This window comes from Pseudomonas sp. S1(2024), assembly GCF_046557535.1.
Map to the genome: position 1 here is coordinate 1 of NZ_JBKGFP010000090.1, position 24383 is coordinate 24383.

Annotated in this window: 21 protein-coding genes and 1 pseudogene; 12 read left to right on the forward strand and 10 right to left on the reverse strand. The window is 63.6% G+C overall.

Annotation, left to right across the window (positions count from 1 at the left end; genetic code table 11):
* Positions 1-181 precede the first annotated feature (181 nt).
* Positions 182-1669 (forward strand): methylenetetrahydrofolate reductase C-terminal domain-containing protein, encoded by a 1488-nt coding sequence (locus tag ACLCGK_RS24740; RefSeq protein ID WP_410953158.1) that lies wholly within the window; start codon positions 182-184, stop codon positions 1667-1669.
* Here the strand turns inward: ACLCGK_RS24740 and yjiA are convergent.
* From yjiA to ACLCGK_RS24755, 3 genes are all read right to left on the reverse strand, one after another.
* A complete protein-coding gene (yjiA, locus tag ACLCGK_RS24745) occupies positions 1629-2606 on the reverse strand; it encodes a GTPase (protein ID WP_015271793.1) in 978 nt (325 codons plus the stop codon). The genes ACLCGK_RS24740 and yjiA overlap by 41 nt on opposite strands.
* A gap of 177 nt (positions 2607-2783) precedes the next feature.
* On the reverse strand, positions 2784-2981 hold the full coding sequence (locus ACLCGK_RS24750) for a YbdD/YjiX family protein (RefSeq protein WP_013974210.1): 198 nt from the start codon (positions 2979-2981) through the stop codon (positions 2784-2786).
* A 13-nt stretch (positions 2982-2994) separates the two neighbouring features.
* A complete protein-coding gene (locus ACLCGK_RS24755; RefSeq protein WP_024087740.1) occupies positions 2995-5061 on the reverse strand; it encodes a carbon starvation CstA family protein in 2067 nt (688 codons plus the stop codon).
* Positions 5062-5239: 178 nt separating this feature from the next.
* Between ACLCGK_RS24755 and ACLCGK_RS24760 the strand changes: the two genes are divergently transcribed.
* On the forward strand, positions 5240-5602 hold the full coding sequence (locus ACLCGK_RS24760; RefSeq protein ID WP_410953159.1) for a PilZ domain-containing protein: 363 nt from the start codon (positions 5240-5242) through the stop codon (positions 5600-5602).
* 263 nt (positions 5603-5865) lie between these two features.
* Positions 5866-7383, forward strand: coding sequence for a nucleobase:cation symporter-2 family protein (locus ACLCGK_RS24765; protein WP_013974213.1), 1518 nt, complete (start codon positions 5866-5868; stop codon positions 7381-7383).
* Positions 7384-7559: 176 nt separating this feature from the next.
* Here ACLCGK_RS24765 and radA read toward each other — a convergent pair whose 3' ends face one another.
* Positions 7560-8930: a DNA repair protein RadA gene (radA, locus tag ACLCGK_RS24770; protein WP_015271795.1), complete on the reverse strand. Its 1371-nt coding sequence runs from the start codon at positions 8928-8930 to the stop codon at positions 7560-7562.
* 177 nt (positions 8931-9107) lie between these two features.
* Here radA and mscL point away from each other — a divergent pair, with 177 nt between their 5' ends.
* Positions 9108-9527: a large-conductance mechanosensitive channel protein MscL gene (mscL, locus tag ACLCGK_RS24775; protein WP_015271796.1), complete on the forward strand. Its 420-nt coding sequence runs from the start codon at positions 9108-9110 to the stop codon at positions 9525-9527.
* 135 nt (positions 9528-9662) lie between these two features.
* Here the strand turns inward: mscL and ACLCGK_RS24780 are convergent, their stop codons facing one another.
* Entirely contained in the window at positions 9663-10439 is a 777-nt protein-coding gene (locus ACLCGK_RS24780; RefSeq protein WP_046616355.1) for a ferredoxin--NADP reductase, read from the reverse strand.
* A gap of 211 nt (positions 10440-10650) precedes the next feature.
* Between ACLCGK_RS24780 and ACLCGK_RS24785 the strand changes: the two genes are divergently transcribed.
* Positions 10651-11358, forward strand: coding sequence for an autoinducer binding domain-containing protein (locus tag ACLCGK_RS24785; protein WP_039613046.1), 708 nt, complete (start codon positions 10651-10653; stop codon positions 11356-11358).
* 96 nt (positions 11359-11454) lie between these two features.
* Positions 11455-12579, forward strand: coding sequence for a methyltransferase (locus ACLCGK_RS24790; RefSeq protein ID WP_410953160.1), 1125 nt, complete (start codon positions 11455-11457; stop codon positions 12577-12579).
* Between the two features lie 112 nt (positions 12580-12691).
* Here ACLCGK_RS24790 and ACLCGK_RS24795 read toward each other — a convergent pair whose 3' ends face one another.
* Genes ACLCGK_RS24795 through ACLCGK_RS24805 form a run of 3 tightly spaced genes read right to left on the reverse strand, consistent with a single transcriptional unit; the run spans position 12692 to position 15304 of the window.
* Positions 12692-12847 carry a DUF2474 domain-containing protein gene (locus ACLCGK_RS24795; protein ID WP_013974218.1) on the reverse strand — a complete coding sequence of 52 codons (156 nt, stop codon included), beginning with the start codon at positions 12845-12847 and terminating at the stop codon, positions 12692-12694.
* Positions 12848-12856: 9 nt separating this feature from the next.
* Complete coding sequence (cydB, locus tag ACLCGK_RS24800; RefSeq protein WP_013974219.1) at positions 12857-13864, reverse strand: cytochrome d ubiquinol oxidase subunit II; 1008 nt, start codon at positions 13862-13864, stop codon at positions 12857-12859.
* A 3-nt stretch (positions 13865-13867) separates the two neighbouring features.
* A complete protein-coding gene (locus ACLCGK_RS24805) occupies positions 13868-15304 on the reverse strand; it encodes a cytochrome ubiquinol oxidase subunit I (protein ID WP_023662143.1) in 1437 nt (478 codons plus the stop codon).
* Positions 15305-15648: 344 nt separating this feature from the next.
* Between ACLCGK_RS24805 and ACLCGK_RS24810 the strand changes: the two genes are divergently transcribed.
* The 3 genes from ACLCGK_RS24810 to trmA all read left to right on the forward strand — a co-directional run bounded on the left by ACLCGK_RS24810 (position 15649) and on the right by trmA (position 19528).
* Positions 15649-16869 (forward strand): MFS transporter, encoded by a 1221-nt coding sequence (locus ACLCGK_RS24810; protein ID WP_013974221.1) that lies wholly within the window; start codon positions 15649-15651, stop codon positions 16867-16869.
* Between the two features lie 281 nt (positions 16870-17150).
* A complete protein-coding gene (locus ACLCGK_RS24815; RefSeq protein ID WP_410953161.1) occupies positions 17151-18446 on the forward strand; it encodes an NCS2 family permease in 1296 nt (431 codons plus the stop codon).
* Positions 18443-19528: a tRNA (uridine(54)-C5)-methyltransferase TrmA gene (gene trmA, locus ACLCGK_RS24820; protein WP_410953162.1), complete on the forward strand. Its 1086-nt coding sequence runs from the start codon at positions 18443-18445 to the stop codon at positions 19526-19528. Before ACLCGK_RS24815 ends, trmA begins: the two co-directional genes overlap by 4 nt.
* Before the next feature lie 127 nt (positions 19529-19655).
* Here the strand turns inward: trmA and pcaG are convergent, their stop codons facing one another.
* Entirely contained in the window at positions 19656-20261 is a 606-nt protein-coding gene (gene pcaG / locus ACLCGK_RS24825; protein ID WP_015271805.1) for a protocatechuate 3,4-dioxygenase subunit alpha, read from the reverse strand.
* Positions 20262-20271: 10 nt separating this feature from the next.
* Complete coding sequence (gene pcaH, locus ACLCGK_RS24830) at positions 20272-20991, reverse strand: protocatechuate 3,4-dioxygenase subunit beta (protein ID WP_003251597.1); 720 nt, start codon at positions 20989-20991, stop codon at positions 20272-20274.
* A gap of 227 nt (positions 20992-21218) precedes the next feature.
* On the opposite strand from pcaH, the gene ACLCGK_RS24835 reads away from it, so the two are divergent.
* The 3 genes and pseudogenes from ACLCGK_RS24835 to ACLCGK_RS24845 all read left to right on the forward strand — a co-directional run bounded on the left by ACLCGK_RS24835 (position 21219) and on the right by ACLCGK_RS24845 (position 24269).
* The gene (locus tag ACLCGK_RS24835) at positions 21219-22103 is read left to right on the forward strand and encodes a neutral zinc metallopeptidase (protein WP_410953163.1); all 885 of its coding nucleotides are present in this window, start codon (positions 21219-21221) and stop codon (positions 22101-22103) included.
* 381 nt (positions 22104-22484) lie between these two features.
* Positions 22485-23414: pseudogene (locus tag ACLCGK_RS24840) on the forward strand (methyl-accepting chemotaxis protein); the annotation flags it as partial.
* Complete coding sequence (locus tag ACLCGK_RS24845; RefSeq protein ID WP_410953179.1) at positions 23406-24269, forward strand: methyl-accepting chemotaxis protein; 864 nt, start codon at positions 23406-23408, stop codon at positions 24267-24269. The pseudogene ACLCGK_RS24840 and the gene ACLCGK_RS24845, both read left to right, overlap by 9 nt.
* Positions 24270-24383 lie beyond the last annotated feature (114 nt).

Sequence of the window (24383 nt, forward strand, 5' to 3'; positions counted from 1 at the left end):
GCATGCCCCCTCCCCTTCCCACGTTCCCCCCCCCTTTTTTGGTCCCTCCTTCCCCCCCAAAAAGGGCCGGCACAGGCAAACCCGGATGTCTCATTCAGAGCACCACCCTGCGCATCCGGACATGACCGCACCCGCCTTCTGCCGCACAATGCCAGCCTGACCAAACCAGGTACCCGGCCCCATGAGCCTGCTGAAAACCGCGCTGCGCGAAAACACCTTCGTCTGCGTCATGGAGTTCGTCCCCAAGCCCTCCACAGAACGCTTTGCCGCCATGGACGCGATCCTGGCCCGTGCGCACCTGTGCGGCTGGCCGATGACCGTGGCAATCGGCGACCGCGTCGGCAGCCCGCTGGACATGTCGCCACTGGACGCCCTCGCCTCGTTCAGCAACCCGGTACCCGCCCTGCCGCACTTCTCCGGCAAGGACCGCGAACGCCACCACCTGCTCGCCCAACTGCAACGCATGGATGCCGCCGGCCTCGACCAACTGTTGCTGCTTACCGGCGACCGCCTGCCCGGCCACCAGCCTGGCCAACGCCCGGTGCGCTACCTGGAATCGGTCGCAGCCCTGCAGATCGCCCGCCAGGCCTGCCCACACTGGCTGCTTGGTGCGGCGCTCAACCCGTTCAAGTACTGCGAGGACGAAGGCGGTGCCCAATACTTCAAGGCCGAGAAAAAACTGGCGGCGGGCGCCGACTTCCTCACCCTGCAACTGGGCTTCGATGCCGGCAAACACCAGGAAGCCATGCACTGGATGAGCCGCCAGGCCATGCCCAGGCCGATGCTGGCCTGCCTGATGAGCCTCACCCACGGGCGTGCGACGATGCTCGAGCACGTGGCTGGCGTGACCGTCACGCCGTCCATGCGCGACATGCTGGAAGCGGAAGCGGCGCAGTCCAAGGCCTTTGCCCAGGCGCGCAGCGTCGACCGCCTGGCCTTGCAGATCATCGGCGTGAAGCTGATGGGCTACGCCGGCGTGCATCTGTCGGGGGTTCACGAACTCAAGCAACTGCTGGCCCTGGAGGCACGCATCGAGCACTGGAAGGCGCAAATCCACACACTGGAACAATGGGCGCCGGCCTGGCAGGCCAGCTGGCAGATGCCCGGCCTGCCGGCAGTCAGCTTCCATCCGCCGCAGGCAAGCTGGCGCCAGGGCGAGTCACGGGTCGATGCCTCGTTCAAGGAGAAAGCGCGCTATCACCTGATGCACGGCATGCATTCGCTGCTGTTCAGCCGCCGCAATAGCCTGAGCAAGGCATTTGGCTGGGCCGTGCGCCAACCGATGTGGGCTACCCGCCTTGGCGCACAGGTTCTGCACAAGGTGGAACACGCGGTGAAGCACCCGCTGGTAGGCTGCGACACCTGTGGCCGCTGCCGCCTGGAAGACACCCTGTACATCTGCCCGGAAACCTGCCCCAAGGGCCTGGCCAACGGCCCCTGCGGCGGCACCGCGCTGAACCGCTGCGAGTTCGGCGACCGCGAATGCATCCACAGCGTCAAGTACCGCACCGCCAAGGCAGTGCGGCAGACGGCGCTGCTGACCGAGCGCCTGATCCCGTGCATCGAGCTCGAGACACGCCACCGCAGCTCATGGCCGCAGTGGTTCCAGGCCCAGACGCCGCGTCAGCTCAGCCCGCAGCCAGCGCCTCGAACCCAGCCCGAATCGTAGCTTCGGGCAATTCGTCAGCGATGAACACCATCACGCTCTCGCGAGTTTCACCCTCGGCCCACTCGGCGTCCCAGTCGAAGCCATAGAGCTTGAGCACACCCTGGAACACCAGCTTGCGCGCTTCACCGGCGATGTTCAGCACGCCCTTGTAGCGCAGCAGCTGCTTGCCGTGGGTTTCCAGCAGTTCGTTCATGAAATCGCTGAGGCGGTCGATGTCCAGCGCGCTTTCCGTGCGCAGCACCAAGGTGGAGATCCGGTCCGGGGTAGCGGGCTTGAGCAGCGGGCGTAGCGCTGGCTTCAGGTTCGCGCCCAGATCGGGGTTGAGGTTGAAACCACGCACATCCAGCAGCTCGGCCAGGTCGATGCGACCATGCTCGACCACGCGGATCGCCGCCCGGCCATTGATGCGGGCCAGGCGCTCGCGCAGGGCCTCGACCGCAGCGGGCTCGACCAGGTCGGTCTTGCTCAGCAGCAGGCGATCGGCAAAGCCGACCTGGGCCTGGGCGATGGTCTGGGTCAGGTGCAGCTCGGCGTGGGCGGCATCGACCAGGGTGATGATGCCATCGAGGATGTAGCGCTCACGCAGTTCCTCGTCGATGAAGAAGGTTTGGGCCACCGGCGCCGGGTCGGCCAGGCCGGTGCATTCGATTACCAGGCGGTCGAAGGCGATCTCGCCGGCATCCAGGCGTTCGAGCAGCAGGTACAAGGCGCGGGTCAGGTCGCCGTGGATGCTGCAGCACACGCAGCCATTGGCCAGGGTCATCACCTGCACCGGCTCGTCGCCCAGCAGCTGGCTGTCGATGCCGGCCTCGCTGAATTCGTTTTCGATCACGGCGATCTTCAGGCCGTGCTCGGCCTTGAGCATGTGCTTGAGCAAGGTGGTCTTGCCGGCACCGAGGAAGCCAGTGAGTACGGTTACGGGGATAGGCGTCTGCACGCAGAACATCTCCTGTGCGGAAAAAACACTGGCCTCATCGCCGGCAAGCCAGCTCCCACAGGTACCGCACAGACCTTGAGGGCTGCGGAGTACCTGTGGGAGGCTGATTGCCTGCGCTGAGGCCGGAGCGGAGCCGGCTTGCCGGCGATGAGGCCGGGACAGGTTAACGCTTGAGGCTCAACAGCACTTGGGCCCGGACTTGCCGCCGTAACGCGCTTCCTGGCGTTCGCGGAAGAACTCCTCGTACGTCATGACCGGCTTGTCCGGGTGCTTGGTCTGCATGTGCTCGACGTAGTTGTCGTAGTCGGGCATGCCGACCATCAGGCGGGCTGCCTGCCCCAGGTATTTACCCAGTCGACCCAGGTCGTTGAACATCGCAGCAGTCCTCTCAAGCGTCAGGCAGGGCCTGGAACGGGGTTTCCTTGTCGGTGCGCTCTTTGCGGCCGAGGGCGGCGAAGCCGACCTTGACAGCGAAGAACAGCACGCTGAACACCACCACCAGGAACAGCACGGTCAGGCCGGCATTGGTGTAGGCATTGAAGATCACGTGCTGCATCTGCCCGATGTCCTTGGCCGGGGCCAGTACCTGGCCGGCGTCCAGTGCGGTGCTGTACTTCTTGGCCAGGGCCAGGAAGCCCACTGCCGGGTTCGGGTCGAACAGCTTGATCAGGCCGGCGGTGGTGGTGCAGATCAGCAGCCATACGGCCGGCAGCAGGGTGACCCAGACGTAGCGCTGACGCTTCATCTTGATCAGCACCACGGTGCCGAGCATCAGGGCGATACCCGCCAGCATCTGGTTGGAAATGCCGAACAGCGGCCACAGGGTATTGATGCCACCCAGCGGGTCGATCACGCCTTGGTACAGCAGGTAGCCCCACAGGGCCACGCAGCCGGCAGTACCGATCAGGTTGGCAGTCCACGATTCGGTGCGCTTGAGCGCCGGCACGAAGCTGCCCAGCAGGTCCTGCAGCATGAAGCGCCCGGCACGGGTGCCGGCGTCCACTGCGGTGAGGATGAACAGCGCCTCGAACAGGATCGCGAAGTGGTACCAGAAGGCCATGGTGTTTTCACCCGGCAGCACCTGGTGCAGGATCTGCGCGATACCCACAGCCAGGGTCGGCGCACCACCGGCACGAGCCAGCACGGTGTGCTCGCCAATGTCGCGGGCAGTGGCCTCGAGTTGCTCAGGGGTGATCAGGAAGCCCCAGCTGCTGACCGTCTGCGCCACCGACGCCACATCGGCACCGACCACCGCGGCCGGGCTGTTCATGGCGAAGTACACGCCTGGTTCGATCACCGAGGCGGCAACCATGGCCATGATGGCAACGAACGACTCCATCAGCATGCCGCCGTAGCCGATGTAGCGAGCGTTGGTTTCGTTGTCCAGCAGCTTCGGCGTGGTCCCCGAGGAGATCAGCGCGTGGAAGCCGGACACCGCACCACAGGCGATGGTGATGAACAGGAACGGGAACAGGGTGCCCTTCCACACCGGGCCAGTGCCGTCGGTGAACTGGGTCAGCGCCGGCATCTTCAGCTCGGGCGCGATGATCAGGATACCGATGGCCAGGCCGACGATGGTGCCGATCTTGAGGAAGGTCGACAGGTAGTCACGTGGCGCAAGTACCAGCCATACAGGCAGTACCGCGGCGACGAAACCGTAGCCCACCAGCATCCAGGTGATCTGCACACCGGTAAAGGTAAACGCCGGGCCCCAGGTCGGGTCTGCGGCAATCTGGCCCCCCAGCCAGATCGAAGCCAGCAGCAGCACCACGCCGATGACCGATATCTCACCGATATGGCCCGGACGGATGTAGCGCATGTAGATGCCCATGAACATCGCGATCGGGATGGTCGCCATCACCGTGAACATGCCCCAAGGGCTTTCGGCCAGGGCCTTGACCACGATCAATGCCAGCACCGCAAGGATGATGATCATGATCAGGAAGCAACCGAACAGCGCGATGGTGCCTGGAATGCGGCCCATCTCCTCGCGCACCATGTCGCCCAGCGAGCGGCCGTTGCGGCGGGTGGACAGGAACAGGACCATGAAGTCCTGCACCGCACCGGCCAGCACCACGCCGGCGATCAGCCACAGCGTGCCGGGCAGGTAGCCCATCTGCGCGGCGAGTACCGGGCCGACCAAGGGGCCTGCGCCAGCGATGGCGGCGAAATGGTGACCGAAGAGGATGTGTTTGTTGGTCGGGACGTAGTCCAGGCCGTCGTTGTTGAGCACCGCCGGGGTGGCACGGCGAGGGTCGAGCTGCATCACCTTGGTGGCGATGAACAGGCTGTAGTAACGATAGGCGACCAGGTAGATGGCCACTGCCGCGACCACGATCCACAAGGCATTGATCGCCTCGCCGCGACGCAGGGCAACCACGCCCAGCGCACAGGCTCCTATGACTGCCAGCGCCAGCCACGGAATGTGGCGTAGCAGGCTATTATTGTTGTTCATGGTTTGCTTCCAGCTGGTGGATTGGAAAAGACCGCCCATCGAGTCTAGGGCGAGTCATCGCGCATTGCCACACTTGCTTTGGTCTAGAGCCTCTGCGGCCAGATTGCGGTACCTGATGTACATACCACTCTAACTATAGTCAGGATGTCACCTGAAGACCTATGCGAGGATCTAACCCATGAGCGACCACGACGAACGCCGCCGTTTCCAGCGCATCGATTTCGACGCCCCCACCGAGCTGCGCCAGGGCCTGCGACGCTGGCCTGCGAAGCTGCTGGACCTTTCACTCAAGGGTTTGCTGATCGAACGACCGGCCAACTGGGATGTCGACCTGACCCAGGACTTCGATGCCATCATTCACCTGGGCCCCGATGCACACGTGCAAATGCAGGTTGAACTGCGCCATGAGGAACCAGACCGCCTGGGTTTCATCTGCTTGTACATCGACCTCGATTCGATGAGCCATCTGCACCGTCTTGTGGAATTGAACGTGGCCGACAGCACCGAAATGATGCGTGAGCTGCGCGAACTGATCGAATAATGAAATCTCTTAGCTAGCTAATCGCTTCCCCACCTTTTGTTTCCTGTCTACCCAGACAGCTTTAAGCCTGGGTAGCAGCGTTTTGTACACACCCCTCTAGCACAGCCTCTGACAAGTTGGTACGCCTTCTGCATTGAGCTCTCGCACACCTTGCGGGCGCTCTTGTGCGCGCTCCGATCAAAATATTGTATACAATTCTTGTGGCAATCATTTGTAGGAAGTGTCTACAGTAGCACCACAACAATAAACAGAGAGCCTGCTCCATGACTACGTCCCCTAGCACGTCTCCCGCCAAGCGCCCCGAGGATGAAAACCTCGGCCTTGGTGCCAACCTGGCCTATGGTCTGCAGCATGTGCTGACCATGTACGGGGGGATCGTCGCGGTACCCCTGATCCTGGGGCAGGCCGCGGGCCTGAACGGTGCCGAAATCGGCATGCTGATCGCCGCTTCGTTGTTTGCCGGTGGCCTGGCCACCCTGCTGCAAACCCTCGGTCTGCCGTTCTTCGGCTGCCAGTTGCCGCTGGTGCAGGGCGTTTCGTTCGCCGGTGTGGCAACCATGGGTGCAATCCTCAGCAGCGAGGGCGGCGGTGGCCTGCCGGGCGTGCTCGGTGCGGTCATGGCAGCATCGCTGATCGGCTTTCTGATCACCCCGGTGTTCTCGCGCATCACCAAGTTCTTCCCGCCGCTGGTGACCGGCATCGTCATCACCACCATCGGCCTGACCCTGATGCCCGTGGCCGCTCGCTGGGTGATGGGTGGCAACAGCGCCTCGCCGGAATTCGGCAGCGTGGCCAATATCGGCCTGGCGGCCCTGACCTTCGCCATCGTGCTGCTGCTGAGCAAGCTGGGCAGCGCGGCGATTTCACGCCTGTCGATCCTGCTGGCCATGGTGGTCGGCACCCTGATCGCCTGGGCGCTGGGCATGGCCGACTTCAGCAAGGTCACAGAGGGCCCGATGTTCGCCTTCCCCACGCCGTTCCATTTCGGCATGCCGGAATTCCACATCGCCGCGATCCTGTCGATGTGCATCGTGATCATGGTGACCTTGGTGGAAACCTCGGCCGACATCCTCGCCGTGGGTGAGATCATCGACACCAAGGTCGACTCCAAACGCCTGGGCAATGGCCTGCGCGCCGACATGGCATCGAGCATCCTGGCGCCAATCTTCGGCTCGTTCACCCAGAGCGCGTTCGCCCAGAACGTCGGCCTGGTAGCCGTGACCGGGGTCAAGAGCCGCTACGTGGTGGCCACCGGTGGCTTGATCCTGGTGGTGCTCGGCCTGCTGCCGATCATGGGCCGGGTGATTGCCGCAGTCCCTACTCCGGTACTGGGTGGCGCGGGCATCGTGCTGTTCGGCACCGTGGCAGCCAGCGGTATCCGCACCTTGTCCAAGGTCAGCTACAAGAACAACGTCAACCTGATCATCGTCGCTGCCTCGCTGGGCTTCGGCATGATCCCGATTGCCGCACCGACCTTCTACCACCACTTCCCGAACTGGTTCGAGACCATCTTCCACTCGGGCATCAGCTCGGCGGCGATCATGGCCATCCTGCTGAACCTGATCTTCAACCACTTCACCGCCGGCAACTCGGACCAGCAGTCGGTGTTTGCCGCCGCGTACGAGCGCACCATCCAGTACTCGGACATTTCAGCGCTGCGTGATGGCGACTACTTCAAGGATGGCAAGCTGTTCGATGCCGAGGGTAATGAGGTGCCGATGCTGGAACTGGACGAGCATGGCAATGAAACGGTCAGGCGCAGTGCGGTTGCCGAGCATTGACCGCTGACTGAGCGGTGAGGTGGGGGGCCGATGCGCATCGTCGGCCCCTTTTTCATTTACCTGTACCGGCCTCTTCGCGGGCGCGCCCGCTCCCACAGGGACTGCACAAGTTTCGGAGACTGAGGTGATCCTGTGGGAGCGGGCGTGCCCGCGAAGAGGCCGGTACAGGCGACAAACTATTCGAACAACGCATCCAGAGCCTGCTCCAGCCGGGTAACGGCAATCACCTGCAACCCGGCCGGAGCCTCTTTCGGCGCATTGCCCTTGGGCACGATGGCCCGCTTGAAACCATGCTTGGCGGCCTCCTTCAAACGCTCCTGACCACTGGGCACCGGCCGTACCTCACCAGACAGGCCGATCTCGCCAAACACCAGCAGGCCATGGGCCAGGGGCCGGTTGCGCAGGCTGGACATCACCGCCGCCAGCAACGCCAGGTCCGAGGCGGTTTCCAGCACCTTCACCCCGCCCACCACGTTGAGGAACACGTCCTGGTCATGGGTGGGAATACCGCCGTGGCGGTGCAGCACTGCCAGCAACATGGCCAGGCGATTCTGGTCCAGGCCCAGGGTCACCCGGCGCGGGTTGGCCAGGTGGCTATCGTCGACCAGCGCCTGCACCTCCACCAACATCGGCCGGGTGCCCTCCCAGGTCGCCATCACCACGCTGCCCGGTACTTCCTCCTGGGTGCGGTTGAGGAAGATCGCCGAGGGGTTGGACACCTCTTTCAGGCCCCGGTCGGTCATGCCGAACACACCCAGCTCGTTGACCGCGCCAAAGCGGTTCTTGACTGCCCGCAGCAGGCGCAGGCGGCCATCGGACTCGCCCTCGAAATACAGCACGGTGTCCACCATGTGCTCGAGTACCCGCGGGCCGGCCAGCGAACCTTCCTTGGTCACATGGCCGACCAGGAAGATCGCCGTGCCGCTCTGCTTGGCGTAGCGCACCAGCAACGCCGTGCTTTCGCGCACCTGGGCCACGCCGCCGGGTGCCGATTGCAGCTGCTCGGTGAAAATGGTCTGGATCGAGTCGATCACCATGACCCGCGGTTTCTCGACGCGGGCCGTGGCGATGATGGTCTCGATGCAGGTTTCGGTCATCACCTTGAGCTGGTCCTGGGGCAGGCCCAGGCGCCGGGAGCGCATGGCCACCTGCTGCTGCGACTCCTCGCCGGTGACATACAGCGCCGGCATGCCCACGGCAATGTTGCACAAGGTCTGCAGCAGGATGGTCGATTTGCCGATGCCGGGGTCACCACCGATCAACACCACCGAGCCATCCACCAGGCCACCGCCCAGCACGCGGTCCAGCTCGGTGCTGCTGGTGGTGAAGCGCGGGATCTCCTCGACGCTGACTTCGGCCAGGGTCTTGATCTGCGCCTGCTGCCCGGTCCAGCCGGCACGGCCGGTACTGGGCGCAGCGGCACCGCCGCTTTCGATCATGGTCTCGACCAGGGTGTTCCAGGCCCCGCATTCGCCACACTGGCCGGCCCATTTGGGGAAGGTCGCACCGCACTCGGTGCAGCCATACAAGCGCTTGGCCTTGGCCATGGCTGGGGTCTCCTGGAAAAAAACCGCCATGATAGCCGAGCTGGACGTGCCTCGAACGCCTCGGGATGCGACAAAACTATTCGTTCTAACAGCAGTCTGTGGCCCTGAGCACAACGCATGAAGCGTTTGAGTGGCTTACACTGCGTAAACCTTACCTTTTGTTACAAGGAACCAAACATGGGCATGATCAGTGAATTCAAGGCCTTCGCGGTCAAAGGCAATGTCGTCGACATGGCGGTTGGTATCATCATCGGCGCGGCCTTCGGCAAGATCGTCTCGTCTTTCGTCGGTGACGTGGTCATGCCGCCATTGGGCCTGTTGATCGGTGGCGTGGACTTCAGCGACCTGGCAATTACCCTGAAGGCTGCCGAAGGTGACGTTCCGGCGGTGATGTTGGCGTATGGCAAGTTCATCCAGACCGTGATCGACTTCCTGATCGTGGCCTTTGCCATCTTCATGGGGGTGAAGGCGATCAACCAGCTCAAGCGTGAAGAGGCCGTGGCGCCGACTGCACCGCCTGTGCCGACTGCAGAAGAGACCTTGCTGACCGAGATTCGCGACCTTCTCAAGGCGCAGAACCAGAACCGCTTGCCTTGAGATTGCCGGGGGCTGCCTTGCAGCCCTATCGCGACACAAGGCCGCTCCTACAAGGTTTTTGCATCTCCCAGGAAATCGCGGTTCCTGTAGGAGCGGCCTTGTGTCGCGATGGGCCGCAAAGCGGCCCCAACGGCCTTACCAGTAGTTTTCCACAGCCACCTGCCCCGGCCGCTTGCTCAGGCTCAATTGCAGGTCGCGCGCCTTCAGTACCTTGCGCGTCTCATCAATCATCTCCGGGTTGCCACACAGCATCACCCGCGAATGTTCCGGCGACAGTTCCAGCCCCGCCGCCTTCTCCAGCTCGCCATTCTCGATCAGCGTGGTAATCCGTTGGTTCAACGCCCCTGGGTGCTGTTCACGGGTCACCACCGGAATGAACTGCAACTTGCCGGCGAATTCAGCCAGGTAATCGCGCTGCTCCAGCCCGGCAATCTCGTCCACATAGGCCAGCTCTTTCGCTTCGCGCACCGAGTACACAAGCTTGATGTTGTCGAAACGCTCCCAGGCCTCGAAGTCCTGCAGGATCGACATGAACGGCGCAATGCCAGTACCGGTCGCCAGCAACCACAGGTCACGGCCACCAACGAAGCGGTCGAGGGTAAGGAAGCCGAAGGCCTGGCGGTCGATCAGCAGGGTATCGCCTGCCCCCAGCCGGCTCAGCTCGCTGGTGAACTCCCCGCCTGGCACCACGATGGAGAAAAAATCGAGGTGCTCGTCATGGGGCGCGCTGACCATGGAATAGGCGCGCCACACCACACTGCCATCGGCCTTGGTCACACCCAGGCGGGCAAACTGGCCGGAACGGAAGCGGAACCCCGCATCGCGCGTAACCCGCAGGCTGAAGAGGTTCGGCGTAAGTGGCTGAACATCGAGCAGGGTCTGGCGGGTGAACTTTTCGGCGCTAGCGGTCATATCGGGCTCCAGGTTTGGCGTGCGCACAGTGTCGCGCAAAGTGACGCGGATAAAAACCACTGCTTTGTAGGGCCTCGTCTGCGACGATCCTGTCTTACTCGCAGCAAATCCTGACTGCTATAACAAAAAATTCTCAGCGAATCGGTAGGTCCTTTCCTACAATCATGCGGGTACCTAAACGGACTGGTTCCTGAGGCAAGGAGTATTTCAGATGCTTAACTGGAAACCCGAGCATCTTCATTTGTTCATCGACGAACGCTGTCCAAAGAAATTGTTCGACATCGCCGTGCATCTGGCGCAGGACCTGGACATGGAGTACCTGGGACTGAACATTCGCATCCAGATCGCGACGCAAACACCCCACCTGTTCCTGTACAGCAACTACCCCCGCGAATGGATCGAGCGCTACCAGCGCGATGAGTTCTACAAGCAGGACGCGGCCGCCAATGTGAGCCACAGCTCGACCATGCCGGTGCTGTGGACTGATGACCTGTATCACGAGGCTCCGCAGTTTCGTGAAGCGGCCTGCCGGAGCGGTCTGCGCTATGGTTGGACACAGTCATTGCACGACCAGCGGCACAACGAAAGCCAGATCAGTGTGGCCAGGCCCGCCGGGGCCATCGATACGGTCGAACTCTACAGCAAGGCCGGCAATGTGCAGTGGCTGTGCCATACGCTGCATGCGGTGCTTGGCGAACATCACCTCAAAGCACTGTGCCCGCCACAACCGAAAATGAGCGAGCGGGAGCTGGAAGTGCTGAAATGGTCCGCCGCCGGCAAGACCGCCGCAGACGTTGCCTGCATCCTTTCTCTGTCGCAAAGCACGGTGAACTTCCATATTCGTAGCGTTATCACCAAGACCAACGCCGCCAACAAGGCCGGCGCCATCGCCATCGCCGCCCTGCGTGGCTGGCTCTGAGCTTCAAACCTGCGACCTTGGGCAAAGCCCTGTAGAATCGCCCGGCAAAGCCCGGGGCGAACCGCAACGGGCAGTTTCATACCCGAGCCAGACGCCATGCCCCTGTTGACCACCCCATACGCCGAACTCGACCTGATCCGCCAGCCGGAACAGGCCAACGACCCGCTGCAGGCTTTCGATGCCGCCGACGAGTACCTGCTTGCGCAGCTGCACGAGCAGGCACCCGAGGCCAACTGCCGGGTGCTGGTGCTCAATGACAGCTTCGGCGCCCTGGCCGCCAGCCTGGCAGGCAAGCTGCAGGTGGTCAGCAGTGGCGATTCGCACCTGGCGCACCTGGCCCTGGAAAAGAACCTGGCACGCAATGGCCTGCCGTTCGACAGCGTGCCATTCGTGCCGGCCAGCGAACATTGGCAAGGCCCGTTCGACCGGGTACTGGTGCGCGTGCCCAAGACCCTGGCCCTGCTCGAAGAACAGCTGATCCGCCTGCAGGGCCACCTGGCACCCGGTGCGCAGGTGATTGCCGGGGCGATGATAAAGCACCTGCCACGGGCGGCCGGAGACCTGATGGAGAAGTACATCGGCCCGGTGCAGGCCTCGCTGGCGCAGAAAAAGGCCCGCTTGCTGACCGCGACGGTGGCCGAACGGCCGGTCGCCCGCTCGCCTTACCCTAGCCGCTACCGCCTCGACGCGCCGGCGCTGGAGCTGCTCAACCACGCCAACGTGTTCTGCCGGGAGGGGCTGGATATCGGCACGCGGGCGTTCCTGCCGCACCTGCCCCGCGAACTGGGCCGCGCGCGAGTGGCGGACCTGGGCTGCGGCAACGGCGTGCTGGCGATAGCCAGTGCCCTGGCAAACCCGGATGCCCAATACACCCTGATCGACGAGTCGTACATGGCGGTGCAATCGGCGCGGGAGAACTGGCAGGCCGCGTTGGGCGAGCGCCCGGCGGTGTTCGAGGCAGCCGATGGGTTGGCGGGGGTAGAGAAGCAGTCGCTGGATGTGGTGCTGTGCAACCCGCCGTTCCACCAGCAGCAGGTGGTGGGCGATTTCCTCGCCTGGCGCATGTTCCAGCAGGCGCGTGAAGCGTTGGTGGTGGGTGGGGCGCTGTATATCGTGGGTAACCGCCACCTGGGCTATCACAGCAAGCTGGCGCGGTTGTTCCGGGGGGTGGAACAGGTGGCGGCAACGCCCAAGTTCGTTATCCTGAAAGCCCGCAAGTAAGCCTGTACCGGCCCTATCGCCGGCAAGCCAGCTCCCACAGGTACTGCACTGCATTCAAGGGCAGTACCTGTGGGAGCTGGCTTGCCGGCGATAGGGCCAGAGCAGGCTTACCTCAATGGGTGGTCAGCCCCGCAGCCCCCATGAACAGGCGCATCACGTAGGCCGCCACGCCCAGGGCCGCCACGCTCATCGCCCAGATCAGCAACAGCCAGCCCAACCGCTGCCACAGGGGTTTCTTCTCCTCCAAGCCAGGCTTGCCGGTCATCATGCAGCCCTCCTAGTGATAGCCGTCTTCATGGGTCACCTTGCCGCGGAACACGTAGTAGCTCCAGAAGGTATACATGAGGATGAACGGCAGGATGAACAGTGTGCCCACCAGCATGAAGCCCTGGCTCTGCGGTGGCGCCGCGGCATCCCAGATCGAGATCGACGGCGGGATGATGTTCGGCCACAGGCTGATGCCCAGGCCGCTGTAGCCGAGGAAGATCAGCACCAACGTCAGCAGGAACGGCGTGTAGTGCGCATTGCGCGCCACCGCCTTGAGCAACCCGTAGAAGGTTACCAGCACCAGGATCGGCACCGGCATGAACCAGACCAGGTTAGGCATGCTGAACCAGCGCTCGGCAATCTGCGGGTAGGCGATCGGTGTCCACAGGCTGACAATGCCGATCACCACCAGCAGCACCAGCGCCAGCGGCCGGGCAATGTCGTGCATCTTCTGCTGCAGCGACCCTTCGGTCTTCATGATCAGCCAGGTGCAGCCCAGCAGGGTGTAGGCAACGATCAGCCCCAGGCCGCAGAACAGGCTGAACGGGGTCAGCCAGTCAAGGGTGCCACCGGCGAAATGCCGGTCGACCACCTTGAAGCCTTCGAGGAACGCACCCAGCGCCACGCCCTGGAAGAAGGTGGCGATCAACGAGCCCCAGATGAACGCCTTGTCCCAGATGTGGCGCTTGTCGGCCTTGGCCTTGAAGCGGAACTCGAAGGCCACGCCGCGGAAGATCAGACCGATCAGCATCAGGATCAACGGCAGGTACAGGGCCTCCAGCACTACCGAGTAAGCCATCGGGAACGCCCCGAACAGCCCGGCACCGCCCAGCACCAGCCAGGTCTCGTTACCATCCCAAACGGGGGCGACGGTGTTCATCATCACATCACGGTCATGCTCGCCCTTGACGAACGGGAAGAGCATGCCGATCCCCAGGTCGAAACCATCCATCACCACATACATCATGACGCCGAAGATGATGATCACGGCCCAGATCAGCGGAAGGTCGATACCCATGGCTCAGTTCCCCTTGCTCAGGCTGGCGGAGTTGGCCTCTCGGCCATCATCGGCGGCGGACAGCGGCCGCGCCGGCGTGCGTTTGGTGCCAGGGCCACCAGGGTTGTGCTCGTCACCCTCGCCGGTCCGCGGCCCTTTGCGCACCAGGCGCATCATGTAGCCAAGACCGGTACCGAACAGGGCGAAGTACACCACCACGAAGGCCACCAAGGTGAAGCCGAGCTGGGCGTAACTGTGGTTGGACACACCGTCTGCCGTGCGCATCAGGCCATACACCACCCAGGGCTGGCGGCCGATTTCGGTGGTGAACCAGCCGGCCAGCAGCGCGATCAGCCCGGAAGGGCCCATCCACAGGGCCAGGTACAGGAACGGCCGCGAGGTGTAGAGCGTGCCGCGCTTGCGCAGCCAGAGGCTCCACAGGCCGACGAAGATCATCAGGAAACCCAGCCCGACCATGATCCGGAACGACCAGAAGACGATGGTCGAGTTGGGCCGGTCTTCGGGCGGGAACTCCTTCATCGCCGGCACCTGCTTGTCCAGGCTGTGGGTCAGGATCAGGCTGCCGAGTGCCGGGATCTCGAGCTTGAAGCGGGTGGTTTCGGCCTGCATGTCGGGGATGCCGAACAAGATCAGCGGGGTCGGCTCGCCGGGCACGTTCTCCCAGTGGCCTTCGATCGCGGCAATTTTCACCGGCTGGTGCTTGAGGGTGTTCAGGCCATGGAAGTCACCGATCACCGCCTGGATCGGGGCGACGATCAGCGCCATCCACATGGCCATCGACAGCATCTTGCGCACGGCCGGGTTGTCACGTCCGCGCAGCAGGTGCCAGGCCGCCGAGGCACCGACGAAGAACGCGGTGGAAACGAATGCGGCAGTGGCCATGTGCATCAGGCGGTAGGGGAACGAGGGGTTGAATACCACTGCCAGCCAGTCCACCGGCACAACCCGGCCGTCGATGATCTCGTGACCTTGCGGGGTCTGCATCCAACTGTTGGAGGCGAGGATCCAGAAGGTCGAGACCAAGGTGCCGAGCGCCACCATCACCGTGGAGAAGAAGTGCAGGCCACGGCCGACACGGTTCCAGCCAAACAGCATGACCCCCAGGAAGCCAGCCTCCAGGAAGAACGCGGTCAATACCTCGTAGGTGAGCAGCGGGCCGGTGATAGCGCCGGCGAAGTCTGAGAAACGACTCCAGTTGGTACCGAACTGGTAGGCCATGACCAGGCCGGAGACCACCCCCATGCCGAAGTTGACGGCGAAGATTTTCGACCAGAAGTGATAGAGGTCACGGTAGACCTGGTTGTTGGTCCGCAGCCAGAGGCCTTCGAGGACTGCCAGGTAGCTCGCCAGGCCAATGGTGATGGCCGGGAACAGGATATGGAACGACACGGTAAAGGCAAACTGCATTCGGGCGAGCTCTAAGGCCTCTATTCCGAACATGGTGCTTCCTCTTCAGATAATCCGGCGTCCGGGCCGCTGGCCCCGTCGCCCACTGCCCCCACGGTAGTCGAGTGCGGCGCGTTGGAATTGTTCTGTTCGATCGCAGGGATTTCGGCCCAAGGGCCCGATCGTTACATCTGGAACGATTGACCCAGATCAACGATTGCTAGGAAGCATAGTCCTGAATGGCCCGCCGGGCCGTGTGGTTGATTGCCGCGTGACCGGTTGCCCCACCCCCTTCCACGCCGCATGAAAAAGTGCCGACCCCAGCAAACAGTAACCGTTTGTTACAAACAGATGATACGCTGCGCCCCCCTCTACTGCGCCGAGGCCCCTGGTTTCCGATGTCCGATTCCGAACCGCAGTTGTTGCGTCACCACCGCCCTTTCCTGGCCTTCTGGCTGGCCCGCGTGTTCACCGCCAGCGGCTTCCAGATGCTCACCGTGGCAATCGGCTGGCACCTCTACCAGCTGACCGGCAATGTGCTGGACCTGGGCTTGGTCGGCCTGGTCGAATTCGCCCCACGGGTGCTGTTCATGCTGCATACCGGGCATGTCGCCGACCGCTATGACCGGCGCAAGGTCGCTGCGCTGTGCCAAAGCCTGCAGGGACTGATAGCCCTGGCATTGGCGCTTGGCAGTGCCACCGACAACGTCACCCGCGAGCTGATCTTCGCCCTCGCCTTCCTGCTCGGTGCCACGCGTTCGTTCGAAATGCCGGCGACCCAGGCGCTGCTGCCCAACGTGGTACCGGCCGGGCTGTTCCCACGCGCGGTGGCAGCTTCGGCCTCGGCCACCCAGTCGGCAACCATCGTGGCTCCGGCGGTGGGCGGCTTCCTGTATGCCTTCGGCAGCATCTGGGTATACGGCCCCACCGTGGCCCTTTACGCCATCGCCTGCGTGCTGACCCTGAGCCTGCAGGCACGCGGCCAGGTGGCACAGCGCGGGCGCGCCAGCATCGAATCGCTGCTGGCCGGCATCCGCTTCATTCGCAGCCGGCCGGACATCCTCGGCGCCATCTCGCTGGACCTGTTCGCCGTACTGCTGGGTGGGGCCACCGCGCTGCTGCCGGTGTTCGCCAAGGATATCCTGCTGACCGGCCCGCTGGGCCTCGGCCTGCTGCGCTCTGCGCCAGCGGTGGGGGCGTTGCTGATGTCGCTGTGGCTGGCGCGCTTCCCGTTCGAGCGCAATGTGGGGCGGACCATGTTCACGGCAGTGGGCGTGTTCGGCGTGGCGACCATTGCCTTCGGCCTGTCGACCTCGTTCTGGTTCTCGCTGGCAGTGCTGGTGGTGCTGGGCGCGGCGGACATGATCAGCATGGTCATCCGCGGCGCTTTCGTGCAGTTGGAGACGCCGGATGAAATGCGCGGGCGGGTGAGTGCGGTGAACGGTTTGTTCATTGGTGCCTCGAATCAGCTCGGCGAGTTCGAATCGGGGGTGACCGCGCACTGGTTTGGCACAGTGCCGGCTGTGGTGCTGGGTGGGGTGGGCACTTTGGTGGTGACTGGGGTGTGGATAAAGCTGTTCCCGACACTGGCCAAGCGAGATCGATTGCATAACGGTTGATCGTAGGCCTGTTCTGGCCCTATCGCCGGCAAGCCAGCTCCCACAGGTACACCACAGTTTCCGAACCCTGTGCAGTACTTGTGGGAGCTGGCTTGCCGGCGATAGGGCCGGTACAGGCTATAGAGAACCCATTCCCCAACGGCCATAGGCCCCCGCCAAGCATGCTGGTATGATGCGCGGCTTTTTTCCGCCCCACACAAAACCACGGCAACCGGTACGGTCTGTGCTTTGCTGATGGGGTCGATATATTCATGGCGCCGGGGGCGCCTTGGGGAGCGGGCATGCTGGAAAGGCTGTTTCAACTAAAAGCACACAACACCAATGTGCGCACCGAGATTCTCGCGGGCGTCACCACCTTCCTGGCCATGGCCTACATCCTGTTCGTCAACCCGAGCATCCTCGGCGAGACCGGCATGGACAAGGGCGCGATCTTCGTCGCCACCTGCCTGGCCGCGGCCATCGGCTCGGTGACCATGGGCCTGATCGCCAACTACCCGATCGCCCTGGCGCCAGGTATGGGCCTGAACGCGTTCTTCACCTACACCGTGGTCCTGCACATGGGCCACACCTGGCAGGTGGCACTGGGTGCGGTGTTCCTGTCGGCGGTGATGTTCTTCCTGCTGTCGATCTTCCGCATCCGCGAATGGATCGTGAACAGCATCCCGCTGCCGCTGCGTTCGGCCATTGCCGCGGGTATTGGCCTGTTCCTGGCGCTGATCGCCCTGCATAACGCAGGCATCGTCGTCGATAACCCGGCCACCCTGGTGGGCCTTGGCGACCTCAAGCAGTCGGCACCGATCCTCGCCACCCTGGGCTTCTTCCTGATCGTCGGCCTTGAGTCGCTGAAAGTGCGCGGTGCCGTGCTGATTGGCATTCTCGCCGTAACAATCGCCTCGATCCTGATGGGCGTGACGCCCTTCGGCGGCGTGGTCTCCATGCCGCCTTCGCTGGCCCCGACCTTCCTGCAACTGGACATCGCCGGCGCGCTGGACGTGGGCCTGGTCAGCGTGATCTTCGCCTTCCTGTTCGTCGACCTGTTCGACAACTCCGGCACCCTGATCGGTGTGGCCAAGCGCGCCGGGCTGATGGGCAAGGACGGCCACATGCCGAAAATGGGCCGTGCCCTGATCGCCGACAGTACCGCCGCCATGGCCGGTTCCCTGCTGGGCACCTCGACCACTACCAGCTACATCGAATCTGCCGCGGGCGTGAGCGCCGGTGGCCGCACCGGCCTGACCGCCATCGTGGTCGCCGTGCTGTTCCTGCTGGCGCTGTTCTTCGCCCCGCTGGCCGGTAGCGTGCCGGCCTTCGCCACCGCCCCGGCGCTGCTGTTCGTCGCGGTGCTGATGGCCTCGGGCCTGGCAGAAATAAACTGGGACGACGTCACCGAAGCCGCACCGGTGGTGGTGACCGCCCTGGCCATGCCGCTGACCTACTCGATCGCCAACGGCATCGCCTTCGGCTTCATTTCCTGGACCGCCGTCAAGCTGATCTCCGGCCGCCACCGCGACCTGAACCCGGCCCTGGTGATCCTTTCCATCCTGTTCGTCATCAAGCTGGGCTGGTTCAACGCATGAGTGCTGCTTTCGACCCCTCCTCCTACACCACCCAGCTGGACGCCAAGGTGGCCCGGCTGCGCGAGCTGCTGGCGCCGTTCGGCGCGCCGGAGCCGGCTGTTTTCGACTCGCCGCGCGAGCATTACCGCCTGCGCGCCGAATTCCGCCTGTGGCGCGAGGATGGCCAGCGCCACTACGCCATGTTCGCCCCGGGCGAGAAGCACAAGGCGATCCTGATCGAGGACTTCCCTATCGCCAGCCAGCGCATCAATGCACTGATGCCGCGCCTGAAGGCGGCCTGGCAGGCCAGCGAGGAGCTAGGCAACCGCCTGTTCCAGGTGGAGTTCCTCACCACCCTGGCTGGCGATGCCATGGTCACCCTGTGCTACCACCGCCCGCTGGACGAGGCATGGGAAACGGCCGCACGGCAGCTGGCCGAAGAGCTGGGCGTCAGCATTATCGGCCGCTCCAAGGGCAAACGCCTGGTCATCGGCCGAGACTACGCGGTGGAAAAACTCGAAGTCGCTGGCCGTGTGTTCAGCTACCGCCAGCCGGAAGGCGCGTTCACCCAGCCCAACGGCGCGGTGAACCAGAAGATGCTGAGCTGGGCCTTCGAGGCCATGGGCGAACGCAAGGACGACCTTCTGGAGCTTTACTGCGGCAACGGCAACTTCACTCTGCCGCTGGCCACCCGCGTGCGCAAGGTGCTGGCCACCGAAATCAGCAAGACCTCGGTCAATGCCGCGCTGAGCAACCTTGACGAGAACGCTGTGGATAACGTGCGGCTGGTGCGCCTGTCGGCAGAAGAGCTGACCCAGGCGCTGAATGAGGTGCGGCCGTTCCGCCGGCTGGAAGGCATCGACCTTAAGAGCTACGAGTTCGGTACGGTGTTCGTCGACCCGCCGCGGGCGGGGATGGACCCGGATACCTGCGAGCTGACCCGGCGTTTCGAGCGGATCCTGTACATCTCGTGCAACCCGGAGACGCTGGCGGCGAACATTGCCCAGCTGCAGGACACTCACCGCATCGAGCGGTGTGCGTTGTTTGACCAGTTCCCGTATACCCACCATATGGAGAGTGGGGTTTTGCTGGTTCGGCGCTGACCTTCAGATCGCCGGGGCTGCTTTGCAGCCCATCGCGACACAAGGCCGCTCCTACAGGAGGAACGCGATTCCCTGTAGGAGCGGCCTTGTGTCGCGATGGGCCGCAAAGCGGCCCCCGAGGTCCGACTCAGAAGTCGAAGAACACCGTCTCCCCTTCCCCCTGAATACGGATATCGAAGCGATATGCCGTCTTCCCGTCCACCTCGCAACGCTTGGCCACCAGGGTCTCGCGCCGCTGCGGCTGCTCGATCAGGTTGAGCACCGGGCACTTGGCATTGGCCTCGGCCTCGTCATCGAAATACAGCCGCGTGTGCAGGTGGATGTTGATCCCCCGGGCAAACAGGCTGATGTTGATATGCGGCGCCATCGGCACGCCCGCAGCGTTGTTCACCACACCCGGCTTGACCGTGTGCAGGGTCCATTCACCTGCATCGAAGGTGGTGGCAGTGCGGCCAAAGCTGTTGAAGGCGTTTTCCAGGTTGTAGGCATCCTGGTACTCGCCGTTGGCATCGGCTTGCCACACTTCCAGGAACGAATCGCGCACCAGGTGGCCGTTACCGTCATACACCTGGCCGATCAGCAGGATATGCTCGCCCGGCGCGTCCGGCTTGGCCAGGCGGTTCCAGATTTCCTGGTCGCGGGTCGGGTTGCCGGCCGCTTCCAGGGCCAGGCCGATGTGTACGTAGGGGCCGGCAGTCTGCGAAGGGGTTTCCGGCAGCAGTTCGATTGGCATGGCGGGGTCCTCAGCAGTTTTCGAAGTGGGTCTTGCGCTGGCCGCGCAGCACGATGTCGAAGCGGTAGGCCAGGCAGTCCATCGGGTTGGCGTTGCTCATGTCGAGCTTGGCGATCAACTGCTGCACGGCTTGCGGGTTGGCGATCGACTTGACGATCGGGCACATCGGGATCAGCGGGTCACCCTCGAAGTACAGCTGGGTAATCAGCTTGGTGGCGATCGACGGGCCGCTGATGGCGAAGTGGATGTGCGCCGGGCGCCAGTCGTTCGGGCCGTTGCGCCATGGGTACGGGCCCGGCTTGATGGTGCGGAAGCTGTAGTAGCCATCACGGTCGGTCAAGCAGCGGCCGACGCCACCGAAGTTCGGGTCCAGCGGCGCCAGGTAGCGGTCGTTCTTGTGACGGTAGCGGCCGCCGGCGTTGGCTTGCCACATTTCCACCAGGGTGTTCGGCACAGGCTTGCCGTACTGGTCGACGACACGGCCGGCAACGATGATGCGCTCGCCGATCGGCAAGCCGCCGTTGTTGAAGTTCAGCAGCAGGTCATGGTCATGGGCGCCGAAGCCCAGGTGGGAAAAGTCCGGGCCGGTAGTTTCGCTGATCGACTGCGGGATGCTGACCAGTGCCTGGCGTGGCGAACGGGCAATGGACGTCTTGTAGTCAGGCGTAAGTGCTTTCGGGTGCCAGTTGCGATCACGGATCACGAAGCGGCTGTTGTCCTGGGCGGGCATGCCGGTTTCCTCTCTTGGAATTATGGAAATGCGCGGGGGGATTATTTGAAACCCTGTCGCGGGCAAGCCCGCTCCCACATGCAGTTTCAGGCAGGTAGCGCGCAATGAATATTGAAATCAGCCACATCAAACATAACCATTTGGTTATGCATAAGCACCTTGGCCTGACACTCGCCGCTGTCGTGGACTAATCTTTGTCTTCTTGTTTCACGCTCCGGAGAGCATTCATGGATTGGCGAAAAGGCCGACGCAGCGACAATGTGGTCGATGCCCGAGGCGAAGGTGGTGGCGGCGGCATGCGTTTCGGCGGCGGCAAGGGGCTGGGGCTTGGTGCGGTGCTGCTGATTGTCGGTATCGGCTGGCTCACCGGCCAGGCCCCATTGCAGATTCTTGGTCAGCTCGCCGGCCAGATGGAGCAGCAACAGCAGGCACCGAGCAGCGGGGGCGGCAAGGCGCCGCCGGCCAACGACCAGCAGGCCGAGTTCGTCGCCTCGATCCTGGGCGACACCGAAGACACCTGGAAAGCCCTGTTCGCCGAGGGCGGCAAGCAGTACCGCGACCCCAAGCTGGTGCTGTTCAGCGGCCAGGTCAATTCGGCCTGTGGCTTTGCCTCGGCGGCGGTGGGGCCGTTCTACTGCCCGGCAGACCAACGGGTCTACCTGGACATGTCGTTCTTCCGCGAAATGGAAACCCGCTTCGCCGCCGCCGGCGACTTTGCCCAGGCCTACGTGATCGCCCACGAAATCGGCCATCACGTGCAGACCCTGCTGGGCGTGTCGGCCAAGGTCGATGCCGCGCGCCGCAGCGGCCAGCGCATGGAAGGCGACAATGGCTTGCTGGTGCGTCAGGAACTGCAGGCCGACTGCCTGGCCGGTGTATGGGCCTACCAGGCGCAGAAGCGCCTGAACTGGCTGGAGCCGGGCGATGTAGAAGAGGCCCTGAACGCGGCCAATGCCATTGGCGATGACCGCTTGCAGCAGCAAGGCCGCGGGCGCGTGGTACCAGACTCGTTCACCCACGGCACCTCAGCGCAACGGGTGCGCTGGTTCAAGGCCGGGTTTGCCGAGGGTGAGGTGAACCGCTGCGATACCTTCAGCGCGCGCAACCTTTGAATAGCTTCCAAAACCGACGCGATCCCTGTAGGAGCGGCTTTAGCCGCGAACACCGGCAAAGCCGGTGCCATCCACCGCGAAGGGCTGCAAGGCAGCCCCAATCAAGCCAGTTACAAATCTGCTGAAAAAGCGTTTCAGCTTCCTCCATCACTGCCGATAACCCCTGCACGAATCAGCGGGCATCCAGAACAACAACGCCTGGCGATCGAAGATCAAGCGAGCGAAAACAACTTCTGGAGAGCGTGCATGAACAGCTGGTTCGCCAACATCAGCGTCAACCTCAAACTCGGCCTGGGCTTCGGCCTGGTACTGATCCTCACCGGCCTGCTGGCCCTGACCGGCTGGACCAGCCTGGGCAGCCTGATCGACCGCAGCAACTGGATGGGTGATATCGGCCAGCTCAACAAGGACCTGACCGACCTGCGCATTGCCCGCCTGCAGTACATGATCGCCAACGGCGACGATGCCGCCGCCGCCAACACCCAGACCAAGCTGGACGCCTTCAGCAAACAGCAGGCCTACCTGGCCAGCACCTTCAAGAGCCCGGAAAACATCAAGCTGCTGAGTGAACTGGGCGAGACCATCAGCGCCTACAAGGTGTCGCTGAACAAGATGCGCCAGGGCTACGACGCCACCCGCACCGCGCGTACGGCCATGGACGGTTCGGCCAGCCGCGCCGACCAAGCCATGGACGCCCTCAGCCAGGAAGTCATGGCGCGCCCAGAAGCCGACAGCGTGCGCCTGGCCCAGTACCAGCTGATCAGCAAGGCCCGCCAGCAACTGCTGCAGGTGCGCATCGACGTACGCGGCTACATTGCCGAAAACAGCGCTGCCAACGAGCAGGCCGCCCTGCGCCAGCTGGACGCCGCCCTGGCCGAAATCGACAACCTCAAGCGCCAGCTGCCGGCCGAAGACACGCGCCTGCAACAGTTCGAAGGCTCGGTGCTGGCCTACCGTGACGCCGTGCGCCAGTTCCGCGATGCGGTCGCCAACATCACCACTGCGCGCGCCGAAATGACCGTGCAGGGTGCCGACATCGTCAAGCGCAGCGACGCGCTGTACCAGATCCAGCTGCAGCGCCGCGACATCGAGAGCACCCAGGCTCGCAGCCTGCAGGCCATCGCCACGCTGCTGGCGCTGTTGGTCGGCGTGCTGGCGGCAGTGCTGATCACCCGGCAGATCACCCGCCCACTGCGCGACACCATGGTGGCAGTTGAAAAGATCGCCAGCGGCGACCTCACCCAGCACCTGCGCGTCACCCGCCGCGACGAACTGGGCGTGCTGCAACAAGGCATCGCCCGCATGGGCACCACTTTGCGCGAGCTGATCAGCGGCATCCGCGATGGCGTCACCCAGATCGCCAGCGCTGCCGAGGAATTGTCGGCAGTGACCGAGCAGACCAGCGCCGGTGCCAACAGCCAGAAGGTCGAGACCGACCAGGTGGCCACCGCAATGCACGAAATGGCCGCTACCGTTCAGGAAGTGGCACGCAATGCCGAGCAGGCCTCGCATGCTGCCACCGGTGCCGATGACGAAGCCCGTGCCGGCGACCGCGTGGTAGGCGAAGCAATTGGCCAGATCGAACGCCTGGCCGAAGAAATGCACCGTTCCACAGAAGCCATGAACCTGTTGCAGCAGGAAAGCCAGAAGATCGGCAGCGTGATGGACGTGATCAAGTCGGTGGCCGAACAGACCAACCTGCTGGCGCTGAACGCAGCGATCGAGGCGGCGCGTGCCGGCGAGGCTGGCCGTGGTTTTGCCGTGGTTGCCGATGAAGTGCGCGGCCTGGCCCAACGCACGCAGAAATCCACCGAAGAGATCGAAGAACTGATCGCCAGCCTGCAGCATGGTACCCAGCAAGTGGCTACGGCCATGCACGGCAGCCGTACCCTGACCGACAGCAGCGTCGAGCTGGCGCGCAATGCCGGGGCTTCGCTGGAGAGCATCACCAGTACCGTGTCGAGCATCCAGTCGATGAACCAACAGATTGCCGCAGCGGCGGAACAGCAGAGTGCGGTGGCGGAGGAGATTAGCCGCAGCATCCTGAATGTGCGCGATGTGTCGGAGCAGACGGCGGCGGCCAGTGACGAAACGGCGGCGTCCAGCGTGGAGCTGGCGCGGTTGGGTGGGCAGTTGCAGACGTTGGTCAGCCAGTTCCGCGTCTGACCTGAAGACCCTGGGGCCGCTTTGCGGCCCATCGCCGGCAAGCCAGGCTCCCACAGGGATAGCACAGGCCTCGGGGCTGCGCCGTACCTGTGGGAGCTGGCTTGCCGGCGATAG